At 28.5% G+C, this 16,232-nt stretch carries 18 protein-coding genes and 1 riboswitch; of the genes, 3 read left to right on the top strand and 15 right to left on the bottom strand.

What is annotated here, in order from left to right; genetic code table 11:
* Positions 1-8: 8 nt before the first annotated feature.
* Positions 9-161 carry a hypothetical protein gene (locus HCG70_RS04595; protein ID WP_172676198.1) on the top strand — a complete coding sequence of 51 codons (153 nt, stop codon included), beginning with the start codon at positions 9-11 and terminating at the stop codon, positions 159-161.
* A gap of 45 nt (positions 162-206) precedes the next feature.
* Here the strand turns inward: HCG70_RS04595 and HCG70_RS04600 are convergent, their stop codons facing one another.
* Positions 207-1,460 (bottom strand): sensor histidine kinase, encoded by a 1,254-nt coding sequence (locus HCG70_RS04600; protein ID WP_195951151.1) that lies wholly within the window; start codon positions 1,458-1,460, stop codon positions 207-209.
* Positions 1,461-1,699: 239 nt separating this feature from the next.
* On the opposite strand from HCG70_RS04600, the gene HCG70_RS04605 reads away from it, so the two are divergent.
* Together HCG70_RS04605 and HCG70_RS04610 are read left to right on the top strand one after the other, a co-directional pair.
* Positions 1,700-2,281 (top strand): accessory gene regulator B family protein, encoded by a 582-nt coding sequence (locus tag HCG70_RS04605; RefSeq protein ID WP_154820710.1) that lies wholly within the window; start codon positions 1,700-1,702, stop codon positions 2,279-2,281.
* Entirely contained in the window at positions 2,259-2,396 is a 138-nt protein-coding gene (locus HCG70_RS04610) for a hypothetical protein (RefSeq protein WP_195951152.1), read from the top strand. Before HCG70_RS04605 ends, HCG70_RS04610 begins: the two co-directional genes overlap by 23 nt.
* A gap of 118 nt (positions 2,397-2,514) precedes the next feature.
* On the opposite strand, the gene HCG70_RS04615 is transcribed toward HCG70_RS04610, so the two are convergent.
* From HCG70_RS04615 to HCG70_RS04680, 14 genes are all read right to left on the bottom strand, one after another.
* The gene (locus tag HCG70_RS04615; RefSeq protein WP_154820711.1) at positions 2,515-3,783 is read right to left on the bottom strand and encodes a GHKL domain-containing protein; all 1,269 of its coding nucleotides are present in this window, start codon (positions 3,781-3,783) and stop codon (positions 2,515-2,517) included.
* Positions 3,783-4,502 (bottom strand): LytTR family DNA-binding domain-containing protein, encoded by a 720-nt coding sequence (locus HCG70_RS04620; protein ID WP_042396165.1) that lies wholly within the window; start codon positions 4,500-4,502, stop codon positions 3,783-3,785. Before HCG70_RS04620 ends, HCG70_RS04615 begins: the two co-directional genes overlap by 1 nt.
* A gap of 323 nt (positions 4,503-4,825) precedes the next feature.
* Positions 4,826-5,281, bottom strand: a complete 456-nt coding sequence (locus HCG70_RS04625; RefSeq protein ID WP_042396168.1) for an S-ribosylhomocysteine lyase — start codon at positions 5,279-5,281, stop codon at positions 4,826-4,828.
* An 11-nt stretch (positions 5,282-5,292) separates the two neighbouring features.
* Positions 5,293-6,180: a methylenetetrahydrofolate reductase [NAD(P)H] gene (metF, locus tag HCG70_RS04630; protein ID WP_055291911.1), complete on the bottom strand. Its 888-nt coding sequence runs from the start codon at positions 6,178-6,180 to the stop codon at positions 5,293-5,295.
* Positions 6,181-6,325: 145 nt separating this feature from the next.
* Positions 6,326-6,463: riboswitch (SAM riboswitch) on the bottom strand.
* Between the two features lie 63 nt (positions 6,464-6,526).
* Positions 6,527-7,474, bottom strand: a complete 948-nt coding sequence (locus HCG70_RS04635) for an MraY family glycosyltransferase (RefSeq protein WP_195958826.1) — start codon at positions 7,472-7,474, stop codon at positions 6,527-6,529.
* Between the two features lie 201 nt (positions 7,475-7,675).
* The gene (locus HCG70_RS04640) at positions 7,676-8,317 is read right to left on the bottom strand and encodes a V-type ATP synthase subunit D (RefSeq protein WP_055277905.1); all 642 of its coding nucleotides are present in this window, start codon (positions 8,315-8,317) and stop codon (positions 7,676-7,678) included.
* A 3-nt stretch (positions 8,318-8,320) separates the two neighbouring features.
* Positions 8,321-9,703: a V-type ATP synthase subunit B gene (locus HCG70_RS04645; protein ID WP_042396183.1), complete on the bottom strand. Its 1,383-nt coding sequence runs from the start codon at positions 9,701-9,703 to the stop codon at positions 8,321-8,323.
* Complete coding sequence (locus HCG70_RS04650) at positions 9,696-11,471, bottom strand: V-type ATP synthase subunit A (RefSeq protein ID WP_154821327.1); 1,776 nt, start codon at positions 11,469-11,471, stop codon at positions 9,696-9,698. The genes HCG70_RS04645 and HCG70_RS04650 overlap by 8 nt, the downstream gene beginning before the upstream one ends.
* 17 nt (positions 11,472-11,488) lie before the next feature.
* Positions 11,489-11,800: a V-type ATP synthase subunit F gene (locus HCG70_RS04655; protein ID WP_042396298.1), complete on the bottom strand. Its 312-nt coding sequence runs from the start codon at positions 11,798-11,800 to the stop codon at positions 11,489-11,491.
* On the bottom strand, positions 11,793-12,794 hold the full coding sequence (locus HCG70_RS04660; protein ID WP_042396190.1) for a V-type ATP synthase subunit C: 1,002 nt from the start codon (positions 12,792-12,794) through the stop codon (positions 11,793-11,795). Before HCG70_RS04660 ends, HCG70_RS04655 begins: the two co-directional genes overlap by 8 nt.
* A gap of 11 nt (positions 12,795-12,805) precedes the next feature.
* Positions 12,806-13,390 carry a V-type ATP synthase subunit E gene (locus tag HCG70_RS04665; RefSeq protein ID WP_042396192.1) on the bottom strand — a complete coding sequence of 195 codons (585 nt, stop codon included), beginning with the start codon at positions 13,388-13,390 and terminating at the stop codon, positions 12,806-12,808.
* Between the two features lie 48 nt (positions 13,391-13,438).
* The gene (locus HCG70_RS04670; protein ID WP_042396194.1) at positions 13,439-13,921 is read right to left on the bottom strand and encodes a V-type ATP synthase subunit K; all 483 of its coding nucleotides are present in this window, start codon (positions 13,919-13,921) and stop codon (positions 13,439-13,441) included.
* Between the two features lie 13 nt (positions 13,922-13,934).
* Positions 13,935-15,884, bottom strand: a complete 1,950-nt coding sequence (locus HCG70_RS04675) for a V-type ATP synthase subunit I (protein ID WP_055291919.1) — start codon at positions 15,882-15,884, stop codon at positions 13,935-13,937.
* Complete coding sequence (locus HCG70_RS04680; RefSeq protein WP_042396199.1) at positions 15,871-16,197, bottom strand: ATPase; 327 nt, start codon at positions 16,195-16,197, stop codon at positions 15,871-15,873. The genes HCG70_RS04675 and HCG70_RS04680 overlap by 14 nt, the downstream gene beginning before the upstream one ends.
* Between the last annotated feature and the right edge of the window lie 35 nt (positions 16,198-16,232).

The raw sequence follows: 16,232 nt of genomic DNA on the forward strand, positions 1-16,232 counted from the left end.
TGTTTTTTATGAGTAAAAATGTTAATTCTATTAATTCATCGCATCTAGCATCTATCGGAAATTTTACAAAACATGCTGTAGAATCTTTTGAAGAAGGCATTGTAAATGAACATAATTATTTGGAAAAAGTTGATAAAAATCTTAAAAGTAAAACTAAATAAAAAAATGATATGAAAAATACCTAGTATTTTTCATATCATTTCGCTTTATATTTCAATTAAAACATTAAATATGTCTTCTTCTAATGACATATTAACTTTACCCTTATATTTTTCAACTATATTTTTGACATTATATAAACCATATCCTCGGCCTGTCCCTTTAGTAGAAAATCTTATTTTTGAAATATCAGCTACCATACTTTTTGTAAGATTATCTACACTGTTAGATACTTCAATTATATATTTTCCTTCATAATACTCAGTTGAAATTTCAATTACTTTTTTCTCACTCTTACTTGCAGCTTCAATTGCATTATTTAATAAGTTGCTTAAAACTACTGTAAGTTCGCTATCATCTAAAGGCACTCCTTCAAGCTGGCTATCAATAAAATAATAGCAATCTATTTCATTTTTTTCAGCTTGATTTATTTTGCTTAATAAAACTGCTTTTAAAATTGTATTTTCTACTTTAGATAAATTATTTAATAAGTTTTTATTTTCAAAAACATTACCTATGTACTTTTTAGCTTTATCCTTTAATTCATCTTCTTTGCATACCTGTATCATACAATATAATATATTTAAATGATTCTTATATTCATGTTCATTAGCCTTCATTTCATCTATTAGCTCTTGTATAAGTGGATTCATACTTTCTTTTATTTCTGAACTTTTTTTCTTTTTATCTTTTTTATAAACATCATAAAAATAAAATACGTTTATTGAAATTATAGAAATAAATAAAATTCCAATTTCATTTATAGGTAATTCTTTTATAAACTCATTTTGAATTAATAGTCTAAAAAATAGAAATATCATAATTATATTAACAGAAATTATCAATATAGAATTATATTTTTCTATAAACAAATCAAAATTTATTTCTCTTTTTCCTATAAATTTATATATAGAATATAATGTTAAACTCATTGATATTATTAATAATATAGCATAAACCCATTCTGATAAATTAATATGTCCAACAATTAAATCTATTGCAATTGTAAAAATCATTTCTACTATCATTAATACAATACTTGCAATAATAATTTCAACCATATTTACAATAATATTCTTTTCATATATTTTACAAGAAACAATAAGCGATAATAATAAAATTAATATAATTGTTACTGTACCAAAACTATTAAATATTATAAATAGAGTTGCGCTTACTATTCCTCCTATTAGTGAAATAAGAAGATGTTTCTTTATTTTATTATCAGTATTTCCTATAAAAAGAAGATGGTAAATCATTAACATACTTGTATATTCAATAAAACTTAATATTTCCAACACCTCCAATTCCCTCCTTATGAATTGTATCATAATATGACAAAATTCGAAAGTATTTTTTTTACATTTTATCAATAATTATCATTTATTATGTGCATTATAAGAAGTTTTTTAATGATTATTTTCTTTTTTTTATACTTGTTATTCCTTTTATGATTATTTTAATGAAATTTATGGTTTTATTGGTATTTATGTATTCTTTATATTATAATAATTTATGTAGTACTTAAGGAGGTATACCATTGAGTAATAAGTTTATAAAAAAACAATTAGATTTTATTGTTACCAATATGGGAATGACTGATATTTATGAAATTGATAAAATTAGATATGGTTTAGAATTATTTTATGGTGAATTTTCTAAATTAATTGTTATGATTTTAGTTTCATTAATTTTGGACAAGTTTTCAGCATTTTTATTAATGATTACCTTATTAATGCTAATAAGGCCTTATATTGGAGGAAGTCATGCTAAAAACTATATAAACTGCATGATTCAAAGCAATTTATCTTTTATTTTAATATATTACTTAGCTTATCTTCTTCCTTCAATAAATTTGATTATACAATTCTTTTTTATATTGTTTTGTATTATTGTAACTAGAAAATTTAAACCTGTTAATTCTAATAGGGAAGAAATCCAAACACAATATAAAAAAATTAAATTCAAAAATTTTGTAAGTGCTATATTTATTATTTGGTTTATTATATCAAATATATTTCTATCAAAATATTACATTAATTGTGGTTTACTAATAATTTTTTATATAATATTAGATTTCTTATGGGAGGTTTGTAAAAATGAAAAAAAAATTTATGGTTAAATTAGCTGCACTTATGTGTGTAGTAACTGGAACAGCTAATCAAATAGCTACATGTGCTGCTCCTAATAGTCTTATTTTATGGGGTGAACCAACTCCACCACTGAAAAAAAAGTAATTTATATTGTTAATAAAAATAAAGACAAAGTAAAATAACTTTGTCTTTATTTTTTATCTTAATAAATACTCCATAAAAATATTTATTCTCACAGAGTATTTATTACATTATTTAATTATTATTTTAAAAATAAAATACTGATATTAATCATATCATCTTCCAAGCTCATTTGTATTTTTCCCTTATATTTGTCTACAATGGCTTTCACATTAGCTAGTCCATAACCTCTACCTTCACCCTTAGTGGTATAGCCAACTTTAAAAATTTGAGTTAAATCTTCTGATTTTAAATTACTAGTATAATTTTTAACTTCTATTTTATAATATCTTTCATCTTCTGTTATATTTATTATAACTTCTTTTTTCTCAATAAAAGATGTTGCTTCAATAGCATTATTTAATAAATTACTCAATATCACAGTTAATTCTGAATTATCTAACTGTATTTCCTTAAAATCACTAGAAACCTTATAATTATATTTTACTCCCAATTTTTCAGCTCTTTGTGCTTTATTATATAAAACAGCTTTAATTATTGTATTTTCTATATTTAATAACATTGAAAACTCTTCTGTATCATCAACAATATTACCTATATATTCTTTCAACTTCTCTTTGATTTCTTCAGAAGGAGTAACCTGAGCTATACTCCAAATAGTGTTTAGATGATTTTTATATTCATGTTCATTTGCTTTTAATTTACTTATTAAATCATTAATAAGTGGATTAAATGATTTTTTTATTTCATTCTTTTTACGTTCATTAAACATTTTATATAAAAATACATAAAAATAGCAATTTACTCCTATAAGTATTAAACCTAAAGTTGTTATAGGTATCATAATTTTAGTATTCATTATCTCATTGCTCATTAACACCTTTATAAATAAGAAAAATACAAATAAATTTAAAATAATTATATTTATACTTTTATATTTTGAAAAAAACTTTGAAAATTCTATTCTTCTAATTACTTTACTAGTATGAAGTAAATATAATACAATACACATTATCACAGTTAATATTATTAAATATATGGAAGGACTTAAATTATCACTTCCCATAATTACATATACTATTAGACTAATTATTAATTCAACTCCGAATAAAACCATTGAACTAACAATAAATTCAATGTAAGTTACTATTGTATCCTTATTTTCCTGTTTGCTTATTATCATAGAATTTAAAAATAATATTCCTATAAGAATTATTAAGGGATCTGCATAATATATGTTAGTAAATATAAAATATATCAATGAAATCACTACAGAAAGTAATATTTTTTTACATATATTTTTTTTAATATCTCCATTTATTAAAACATTATATATTAAAAATATAGACGTCATTTCAATAAATGAAATTACTAAACTCATCATTTCCATTATTCAATCCCCCTTAAGAATGCTTGTCTATATGTGTAACTTAATAAAGCAATATCGTCACATGATCTTAGCTTAATGTTCCACACCTTTTCATAAGTCTTCTCTATTTCCTTTACATACTTAAGATTAACTGCAAAAGATCTATGAGTTTGAATAATATTCTCATCATTTATACTTTTTAACACCTTAGCTAAAGATGTTCTTTTCACGCTATATATTCCTGAAATAGTATGTATATCACATGTCTTATCACTATACTCAATATAAATAATATCATTATGATATAATTTAACTGATATATTTGAATCTATATCAATAAATGTATAATTTCCTTCCTTAATACTCTTTAAAGGTGATGAGTTTAAAAATACATCAATAATCTTGATGATATCCTTTTCCTTATAAGGCTTTACAATAAAATCATAACAATGAATACTCTTAAATGCTTCTATAATGTGTATAAGCTCTCCTGTTACAAATACGATTCCAGTTAAAGCATGTTGCTTGTATTGCCTTATTTTTTTTGCTAATTCTAATCCTGAAGAATCTTTTAATTGAATATCAATAAAAAATAGATGTATATCTTTTTCATTAATTATCTTTATTGCTTCAGCTTGTGATGCAGCTTCATATATTCGAACATCGATGAAATTTGACTTAATAATAGATGCCAGTGCCACACGCTGAATTCTTTCATCTTCAACTAATAATATGTTCATGTTCGCCCCTCCAAAATATGCATATAAGCTTATTATAATACAATATTGGACATTTTTCCACACCATCTATAAATTATTACTTTATCCAAGTTATAGTACTATACAAAAATTAATAATATAACTATTAAAGAATACGTATATTTAGCCATTAGAAAAATACTCTTTATTTATAATTATGCTAAAAATGAAAATTAAAAAAGCCAGTAAAAACTGGCTTTTTATTTATTAATAAATTAAATATTATAAAGTGAGTTACTATACTTAATATTTATGCAAAACAAACAAATCTACCCTCAAACTTGCACTAATTAGTGTATTATCTTCTACTCTCCATATATATTTAAAGAAAATCCTTTATTTAATACTTCTTTGGCATACTCTTTTGCTCCAAATAGTGATAAATCTCTATAGTTTCCACATTGGACTTCATTTGCTGCTGGTATTTCATTTGCATTTAAAATATCTTTTAGTGATTTTTCAACTGCAACTTTAATTTCACTAGCTTCTCTATCACCAAATATACTTAGATAAAATCCAGTTCTACATCCCATTGGAGATAAGTCTATTATTCCATCTAAATTACTTCTTAACTCATGTGCTAATAAATGCTCTAATCCATGCATAGCAGCAGTACCAAATGCTTCTTTATTAGGTTGTAAAAATCTAATATCAAATTTTGTTACAAAATCTCCTTGTGGTCCATTTAATGTACAACACTTTCTAATATAAGGTGCCTTTACCTTTCTATGATCTAATTCAAAACTTTCTACTTTATTCATTCTAATACCTCCTAAATTGCTTTTTGTTTATTAATAGAATTAATTATCGAACTTATACTTTCTGTTATTTTCCTAGCAACATATGGATTATTCATTGTATATAAATGAATTCCATCTACACCACTTGAAACTAAATCAACTATTTGCTCAACAGCATATGCAATTCCAGCATCTCTTAATGCCACTCTATCATATTCATATTTATTAACTATCTTTATAAATTTTTCTGGTAAATTAACACCACATAACGAAGTTAATCTTTCTATTTGAGCTTTGTTAGTTACAGGCATAATCCCTGCCTCAATAGACGATTTTATATTTAATTTATCCTTTTCTTCTAGAAAATTATAAAAATAATTATTATCAAAAAATAACTGAGATATAAAATGAGTCGCTCCACTTTCCTCCTTTAACTTTAAATGTATTAAATCTTCCTTTAAATTTTTCCCCTTAACATGACCTTCAGGATAACATGCTGCTGCTATGTTAAAATCTCCTCTTTTTTTTATATGAGAAATAAGTTCATATGCATATTTAAAATCTCCTTTTAAGACTCCACCTTCTGGTATATCTCCCCTTAAAGCTAAAATATTTTCTATTCCATGTGCCTTTAAATCATTTAATATATAGTCTATTTCCTCCTTAGTAGAATTTATACATGTTAAATGTGCTACTGCTTCAACTCCATATTTTTCTTTTACTAAGGAGGACAGTTCAGTTGTTCTATTATTTACTAAGCTTCCTCCTGCCCCATAAGTTACACTAATAAAATCTGGCTTTAAATCCTTTAATTCTTCTAAAGTTTTATAAATAGTATCTACTGAAGATGTCGTTTTTGGTGGAAAAATTTCAAAAGAAAACACCAAATCCTTTTTTGCAAATATTTCATCAATTTTCATTTAAATAGCCCCCTTAAAATTTATAAAAAGCCTTTGTCATAATTAATATACACATAAAAAACTTCTTTATTATTATTTTTTATAAAATAAAAAAACCTAAAGGATATTTCCTTTAGGTATTATAAACACGTTTCCCAATAAAATATCCTTATCTCTCAGCCATTGCTGTTGGATTTAGCACCACATTAATATAGTTAATAATTAACTACTAACTTTTAACTAGTAACTGTTAATAGGTTGCTGGGTTTCAACGGGCCAGTCCCTCCACCACTCTTGATAAGTTTGATTAAATTATACAAAATTTTTTTCATTTTGTAAATAATTATTTTTTTGCTATTAAATCCCATTATATTAATAACATTAAAATAGAAATAATACTAAATACTAAACTTATTACGCTTATAAAACTAACTACTTGTTTTGTATTCAATCCTTTAGCTTCTAATCTATAATGTAATTGACTTCTATCAGCCTGATATATGGGCTTTCCTTCTGAAAATCTTTTAAAAATTACAAATATATTATCAAAAATCGGCACAGCCAGTGCTAAAATAGGAATTAATAAACTTAATATTGTTGCCGCTTTAAATGCACCATCTAAAGCTATTATACTTAATATAAACCCTAAAAAATTAGCTCCTGAATCTCCCATAAATATCCTTGCTGGATACTTATTATAAAACAAGAATGCTAATACAACTCCTGCAATCATTAATGAAAATAATAATGATGGTGGTTGTGATAATATTACTGCTGATGCGGCAAAAGTCATTGCTGATATAAAGGATAATCCTCCTGCTAGGCCATCCATACCATCAGACCAATTAATTACTGTAGTAACCCCAAAAATCCAAGTTATAGTTAATATAAATTGAATAATTGTTGGTAAAACAACATATGTATTAGTAAAAGGATTAGTAAAACCTTGAAAAACTACTCCTGATTTATACACAATTATTGCTGCTAATAATTGAACTATTAATCTTGGTATAATAGCAAATTCTTTACCAATACTTTTATAATAATCATCTACTACCCCTATTATCAATATTAATAGTGCTCCTATAAAAATACCATACTTTTCTTTAAAAGGATGATCATAAAATACTATAAAATAAGGTATAAAGAATCCTATGAACATAGAAATACCACCACAAAGCGGAATTGGTCCTCTATGCTTTTTTCTCTTAGTTGGTTTATCCGTAAAATTATATTTAAGTGCCACTTTCATTAGTATTGGTGTCAAAATAAATACTATTGAAAATGACAAAATTGTCGCTATTAAATACTTCATTAAATTTCTCCTTAAAATTCCACATAATATGAACTATTATGTATTCTATTAGCATTATACTATTATTTCTTTCTATTATCAAATACATAATATAATCTTAATAAAATGAAAAACTTTAACTTCATTTCTATATAATAGTTTGTATAAAAAGTAAGGAGCTGTCATTTTAAAACAGCTCCTTTTTGTGATAATGTTAAATAATTATGCTCTTGAGTTAATCATATCTTTAACCTTCATTAATCTAGTTAAAGCTCCTCTTTCATTTTCATCAAGTTTCATTCTTATGAACTTAATAGTTTCTTCTAATTGAGGTATAGTCATATATTCAAGCGCATTAACTCTTCTTCTTGTCTTTTCAATTTCATCAGCCATTAACTGAGTTGATTTCTCAACTTCAGCTAACTCAAGTAGCTTAGGAAGTATAGATTCAAGCTTTCCTATAGCATCATCTAATTCAGAAGATGTATTGGCAAAACCATATGGATAAATGCTTCCTTCACTATCTTGTAATTGTCTGTGGAATTTCATTTGTGGAACATTAACACTCATTATGTTTTTTGTTCCTACTTCAACAGATACACTATCTTTTGGATAAGCAACTGCTTCTTCTAAGAATTCCGAGCTCATTACAGCACTAGCCATAACGAAATCTTTAAATGAACCTTCAAGTTCAGCTTCAACTGATTTTCTTAGTTCATTATTATATTTAACAAGGTTAATGAATTGTCTCATTAATTCATCTTGTTTATCTTTAAGAAGCTTATGTCCTCTCGCTGCAGTAGATAATCTCTTCTTCAGCTTAGATAGCTCCATTCTAGTAGGATTGACATTTAACTTTGCCATATTCTACTCTTCATCTCCCTTTGGCATATACTTTTCAAGATATTCATCTCTGATTCTCTTAAGTTCTGTCTTAGGAAGAATCTTAAGTAATTTCCAACCTAAATTTAAAGTTTCTTCTATTGATCTGTTAGTTTCAAATCCTTGAGAAACATATTGTTCTTCAAAAGCTTCAGCAAATTTAGCAAACTTTTTATCTGTTTCTGATAATGCAGATTCACCTAAGATTGCTGATAACTCTTTAGCTTGCTTACCTTGAGCATAAGCTGAGAATAATTGGTTCATTGTATCAGCATGGTCTTCTCTAGTCTTTCCCTTACCGATACCCTTATCTTTAAGTCTTGAAAGTGATGGTAAAACGTCGATTGGAGGCATAATTCCCTTCTTGTATAATTCTCTTGAAAGGATTATTTGACCTTCAGTAATATATCCAGTTAAGTCTGGAATTGGATGAGTTTTATCATCTTCAGGCATTGTTAATATTGGAATTTGAGTGATAGATCCACCTCTTCCATTAATTCTACCTGCTCTTTCATATAATGTAGAAAGGTCAGTATATAAGTAACCTGGGTAACCTCTTCTACCTGGAACTTCTTTTCTAGCTGCAGAAACTTCTCTTAATGCTTCAGCATAGTTAGTGATATCTGTCATAATAACAAGAACGTGCATGTCTTTTTCGTATGCTAAGAATTCAGCAGCTGTTAATGCCATTCTTGGTGTAGCTATTCTTTCGATAGCTGGGTCAGAAGCAAGGTTCATAAATAATACAGCATTATCTATAGCACCAGTCTTCTTAAATTCATCAACGAAGAATTGAGATTCTTCGAAAGTAATACCTATAGCAGCAAATACAACAGCGAAGTTAGCATCTGAATTTAATACAGTCGCTTGTCTCGCTATTTGTGCAGCTAATTGAGCATGTGGAAGACCTGAACCAGAGAAAACTGGTAACTTTTGTCCTCTTACTAGTGTATTTAATCCATCAATAGCAGATATTCCTGTTTGAATGAACTCTGATGGGAAGTTTCTTGATACTGGGTTAATTGCTTCCCCATTAATATCTAATTGCTTTTCTGGTATTATCTTTGGTCCGTTGTCAATTGGATGACCCATTCCATCAAATACTCTTCCTAGCATATCTTCTGATACACCTAATTGAAGTGGCTTTCCTAAGAATTTAGCCTTAGTTCCTTTTAAGTTAATTCCTGAAGAACCTTCAAATAATTGAACCATTGCTTTAGATCCATTAACTTCTAGAACCTTACCTCTTCTTAATTCACCAGTTTGTATTTCAACTTCAACTAGTTCATCATACTTAACGCCGCTAACTCCTTCAACAACCATTAAAGGACCAACAACTTCTGTAACTGTTCTGTATTCCTTAAGCATTAAGAACCCCTCCTTCGTTGATTAAAGTATCAATGTCAGCTCTTAATTCAGCAGCAATATCATCCATCTTAGCTATGTCATCTTCATGGATATATTTACTTCTTGCAATTTTGTCTCTTACTTCTAATCCTAAGATCTTATCTAAGTAAACTCCTGCTTCTAAAGCTCTTTCTGCTTCTTTTCTGAATAATAATACAAGCTTTAACATTTTGTATTGTTTATCTAATGAAGTATAAGTATCTATTTCGTGGAAACCATTTTGTTGTAAATAGTCTTCTCTTATAGACTTAGAAACTTCTAATTTTAATCTATCTTTTTCTGATAATGCATCTATACCTACTAAGCTTACGATTTCTTGTAAAGCTGATTCTTCTTGTAATAAAGTCATTGCTTCTTGTCTTAATGCAGACCAATCTTCAGCAACTGTCTTATTTAAGTATCCATCTACAGTATCAGCATATAATGAATATGAGTTAATCCAGTTTATTGCTGGGAAGTGTCTCTTATATGCAAGTTGAGCATCTAATCCCCAGAAAACTTTAACTATTCTTAATGTTGATTGAGTAACTGGTTCTGAAAGGTCTCCCCCTGGAGGTGATACCGCACCGATTGCAGTAACTGCTCCTTCTCTTCCATCTTTACCTAAGCATACAACTTTACCAGCTCTTTCATAGTAGTCAGCAAGTCTTGATCCTAAGTATGCTGGATAACCTTCATCCCCTGGCATTTCTTCAAGTCTACCAGACATTTCTCTTAATGCTTCTGCCCATCTTGAAGTAGAATCTGCCATGATTGATACTGAGTATCCCATATCTCTGTAGTATTCAGCTATTGTGATACCTGTATATATACAAGCTTCTCTTGCCGCAACTGGCATGTTTGAAGTGTTTGCTATAAGTACTGTTCTCTTCATTAATGATTCACCAGTTTTAGGGTCTTTTAACTCTGGGAATTCATTAAGAACGTCTGTCATTTCGTTACCACGTTCACCGCATCCAACGTAAACAACTATTTCAGCATCTCCCCATTTTGCTATTTGGTGTTGAACAACTGTCTTACCTGCTCCGAAAGGACCTGGTACTGCAGCAGCTCCACCCTTAGCTACTGGGAAGAATGTATCTATAACTCTTTGTCCTGTAGTCATTGGTGCTTCTGGCTTTAATTTTTGTGCAAATGGTCTACCTTTTCTTGCTGGCCATTTTTGCATAAGTTGAACTTCTCTATCTCCCTTAGCAGTTTCAACAACACAAACTGTATCTACAACTGTAAAGTCTCCAGCCTTAATTTCTTTAATAGTTCCTTCTACTCCATATGGAACCATTATTTTGTGTAATACAACAGATGTCTCTTGAACTGTTCCGATTACATCACCAGCTTCTACTTTATCTCCAACTTTAGCTATAGGATTAAAAGTCCAAACTCTTTCTCTGTTTAATGAAGTAACTGATACACCTTTTGTTAAGAATGGTGATTGAGCTACTTTTTCAAATGCATCTAGTGGTCTTTGTATTCCATCGAACATTGACTCTATAAGTCCTGGTCCTAATTCAATACTTAATGGTTCCCCTGTTGTAACAACTGGGTCCCCTGGCCCTATTCCTGTAGTTTCTTCGTAAACTTGGATAGATGCCTTATCTCCTCTCATTTCAATGATTTCTCCGATAAGACCCTTTTCTCCAACCTTAACCATATCATAAATATTTGCTTCGTCCATTCCTTCAGCAACAACTAAAGGACCTGCAACCTTGATTATCTTTCCGGTCTTCAAATCTCTAACCTGCCTTCCTATAAAATATTCACACCAACAGCTTTTTCTACGCTATCGCTGATTCTCTTTGAACCTATATTTAAAGTTCCTTGATTACTTGGAATTAATATTACAGCAGGAAGCATTTGCTTATTGTAACGTTCAATTGTTTCTTCAATTGTTACTGCAACTTGCTCTGTTATAAAAATAACTGCGTATCCATTCATAGCCATTCTATCAACGGCAATTCTAGCTTCATCAGCTTCTACAACTGGAAATACATCTATTCCAATAGCTTTGAATGCTAAAACTGAGTCTTTATCTCCAACTACACCGATTTTCTTATACATAAATATCACGCAGCCTTTCTCTTATTACTTCCTCAGCAATATTATTAAGCTTACCAACCATTATAATTCTAATGATTTTGATTTCTGTTTCTTTAGCATAAATATATGATAAAATTCTTTCTGGTCCAAATGTTACAAGCTTACCGCTTTTCATTAAATCCATAATGTAATTATCACTTAATTTTTCTAAAAGATTTGCTGAATTAGTAGCTATGTAGCTTTCAACACCTTCTTTTATTAAATCTGAATAGGCACTAGTACTTAATTTAGAAATAATATTTTCTGGTGTTTCATTAATGATTGCTACTAATGTATCTTTGCTTATAGATCCACCACTAACTAAAACTTCTGATGCAAATTCTCTTCCTTTACCTTGCTTTTTAATTCTTAGTAAAGTTCTGACATTTGTAGCATCAATAATTGCATTTACAAGTTTATCTGTAAATTTATAATTTAAAGATTTCTTTATTTCAACTAACTCTTTAAACATATATCTATCTACAATTATATCAATATTTTGAGGATCTTTATTTGCTTCAAAATCAGCAATTACTTCTAAAACCGCTTTTTCAACATTTCCTTTTAAATCTCTAAAATTATCTGTATCTATTTTTCTCTTTAATTCATTTAAGTCTTCATTACCTAAATCAATTAACATGTTTGAGAAATCTTTATCTAAGAACTTTCCTTTTAATAATACCTTAATATTATGGTATTTATATTTAATGCTCATTAGATCTACTATTTCTTTTACTGGGCAAAGTTCATAAACTAATTTATAAACTCTTTTAAGTTCTGTACTTAAAACTTCTTCATAATCAGCCGCTCTTTTAACATTACCCATTATATTAGCATACTCAGTTTCACCAAGTATTTTTAAAACTTCATCAGCAGAATTAGCTTCTAACATTCTTTCTACTTTAGATTTATCAAGGAGTCTTGTTTCCAATACCCAAATTCTTGAAAGAGCTTGAGTAAATTGCATTACATCCATACTACCCCTCCTTAACTAAATAACACCTGCGCCACTTCGAACTCTAACTCATCTCTTAATGAGCTTACTAGAGCTTCAAAAGTGCTATTTATTTCTATACCTTCATTTTCTAAGATGAAACCACCTTTAAAATTACCAGCTTTTTCACTTAAAGTGATTTGTGCTTTTACCTTTGAGTTTAATTCTTCAATGAAGGCTGCATCTACAAACTTTAACCCTGTTTCATTTAAAATTAATGTTTGCTTTCCAGTTAAATTCATTGTTGAAATTGTATTTTTAACAAAGTTTAAGAATTCTTCTTTAGATAATTCTGTTAACTTATCTATACTCTTTTCGAAAACTTCATCTATAATTTCTTGCTTAGCTGCTAATTTGTTATTTCTAACTTTTAATTTAGCACTAGAAATTACTCTTTCTTTTTTAGATTTTGCTTCAACTTCAGCTTTTTCTAAAATTTCTTGTGCAATTTCATTTGCACTGCTTATTTTTTTAGAAAGAATTTTATTCTTTTCTTCTTCAGCAGTTGCTAAGATATTTTCCTTTCCAGCTTCTGCATCCTTAAGGATTTTAGAAGTTATATTCTTTACATTTGACATAATCTATATCTCCAATCTTTATGATGCTAATAATATTGCATGTATTAATTACATTGCCATACTTACTAACATGAATGATATAACGAATCCTAATAATGCGTAAGTTTCAACCATTGCTGATAAGATGATACCTTTTGTGTTGTGTTCTGGTCTCTTAGCTAATATTTGGATACCTGAAGCAGCAACTCTACCTTGAGCTATACCTGAGAATAAACCAGCTAAAGCGATTGGTAAACAAGCACCTATTAAGTATAAACCTTGTTCTAAAGACATTCCTGATGACATCTTAGTGTAAGCAACGAAACCAACAACGAAACCGTATAAACCTTGAGTACCTGGTAATAATTCTAATACTAATGCTTTACCGAACTTTTCTGGTTCTTCTGTAACTAATCCTGAAGCCGCTTCCCCAACTAGTCCAACACCTTTAGCTGAACCTATACCTGATAAACCAACTGCTAATGCAACACCTAAAGCTGCAAATATTAAACCACCATTATTTTCCATAAAAAATTGTATCCATGTATTCATTTTTCAAATCCTCCTAATTTTCCTTTAAATTCATATATTTTTCTGATGCTTTAAATGGAGTAAATGCTTTTCCTCCACCTTCGTAGAATTTTGAGAAATACTCTACGTATTGTAATCTTGCTGTGTGAACATATGCTCCTAATAAACCTAATAATAAGTTAAATACGTGAGCTGCTACAAACACAAATGGTAATAATATTATTGCTGGGCCAGTTAATGATTTCATTAATAAGTTTAATGCTCCTGCAATACATCCACCTGATAAACCTAATGCCATAAGTCTTGTATATGAAACTAAGTCACCAATATAGCTTGTTATTCCATATAATGAATATAAACCTTGACCTATTTGAGCACCTTTTGTCTTTTCTGCTCTACCACCAGTTAATACTATTACAAGCATACCAAATATCATAGCTGCTATAGCAATGTATTTAACTATTGATGGCCATCCTAGCATTATAGTTCCTGCTAATACTCCAATAGAAATTAAAGTAATTAACCATGAACCAACATCATAAAATGCATCCTTTGGTTTTCCTGCTTTAATAAGCGTATATGCTTTTATACATAATCCAAAGAATATTTGTATAACACCAAATACTATAGAAGCCACTAAAAGTGTATTAACATCTTCAGTTGGATTTATTAATCCTGGTATTTTAACTGCATCTCCAAAGAATGATCCGTATATTAAACCAATAACTATTGTTGGTATACTTAAGAATAAGAAGAATCTAGCAAAATCTTCATTTTTCTTATTTAATTTTAAGAATTTCATTGCACAGAAGGCAGCTATTAACATTACTAATCCATATCCAACGTCAGCAACCATCATACCAAAGAATATTAAATAAAATGGCACTAATAATGGAGTTGGATCTACTTCATTATATTTTGGTAAACTATACATCTCTGTAACAGATTCAAATGTTTTGTTAAGCAATCCATTTTTTAATTTAACTGGAACCGCATCAACTTCATCTTCTTTTACTTCTTCAAATGATATATAATAGTCGTCATTTAAAGCTTCCTTACATATCTTTTGTAATTCTTCATTCTTTTCTACTTCACACCATCCTTGAATAGCAACAGTGTTTGTAGTTCTTAAGAAGTTATTTGAAGCTTTATATCTTAAAACTATGTTTGTAAGATAATCATAAACTAATTTCATTTTCTTATAGTCTTCTTCAAAAGAAGCTACTTCTTCTTTTACGAAGAATATTTTTGATTTTAATTCTTCTATCTCATGAGCATGATTTGTTATAACAACTTGTGGTATTTCATCAAACTCTGATTTAAATGAACTAAATCCAAATCCTCTTAAAAGATTTAATACTTCATCATGTCTTTCTTTTAAAGACACAACTAATATGTTTATATCGTTATTACCTCTTGAGATAATTTCAACATATTCAGCATCTAAACTTTCATTAAGTTGTCCCTCATATTGCTTTGAAATACTTCCAACGAAAGTTGACACCATATTTAGCTCATTTAGAGCTTCAAAAGAAATATCTAAGGCTTGCCATGGAGTTAAAACTTCAATTTCGCCTTCTAGCTTAGTAATTTTGCTTTCTATGCTGTGAAGCTCATCTTCCTTCTCCTTAACTTTACAATAAATTTCGTTCCAGTTTATGTTCTTAACTGCATTTTCTAATTCATCAATAGTTAAGTTTTCCTTGTCATCCTCTAATGCTTTTAATCCTGACTTTTTAGGCATATAGTGAGTTAAAAAGTCTAGAGTAGTTTTAGCCTTTGATAAATCTTCTTCATACTTTGCAATATTTGAATCTACTTCGTCTTTATTAAGATTTTTTAACTCTTCATTAGCTTCTAATAAATTTTCATCTTGTAGATTTATAAATTCTACATTTGAAAATCCTTGTAATCTACGAAGAAGTTCTTCTTTTTTAGATTCAAAAGTAAGCAAAGTGAATTTGTTCATCTTAACTATTGCCATGAATCTTCACTATCCTCTCAACAACTATATTAATAGCATTATCTTTTAAATCTTGAGACATATTACGTATAGCCTCTATTTCTTTTTCTCCAATCTTTAAGATCGGTTCTGCATTGCTATTTCCTTCTTCTAAAGCAGCATTTAATAAGTTATTAGCTTTTGCTTTTGCTTCGCTTATTATTTCATCATATTTGATATCTGCTTCTTTAGTAGCACCGCTAACAATTTCTTTTGCATTTTGTTTAGCTTCTGAAATTATCATTTCAGCCTTTTTCTCAGCTTCCTTTATCTCATTAATTGCTTCTAATGCCAAAGTCTCACCACCTTTACTATATACAAGTTGGATAA

Source organism: Clostridium sp. K04 (genome assembly GCF_019734375.1).
In the GTDB taxonomy this organism is placed as follows: domain Bacteria; phylum Bacillota; class Clostridia; order Clostridiales; family Clostridiaceae; genus Clostridium; species Clostridium saudiense.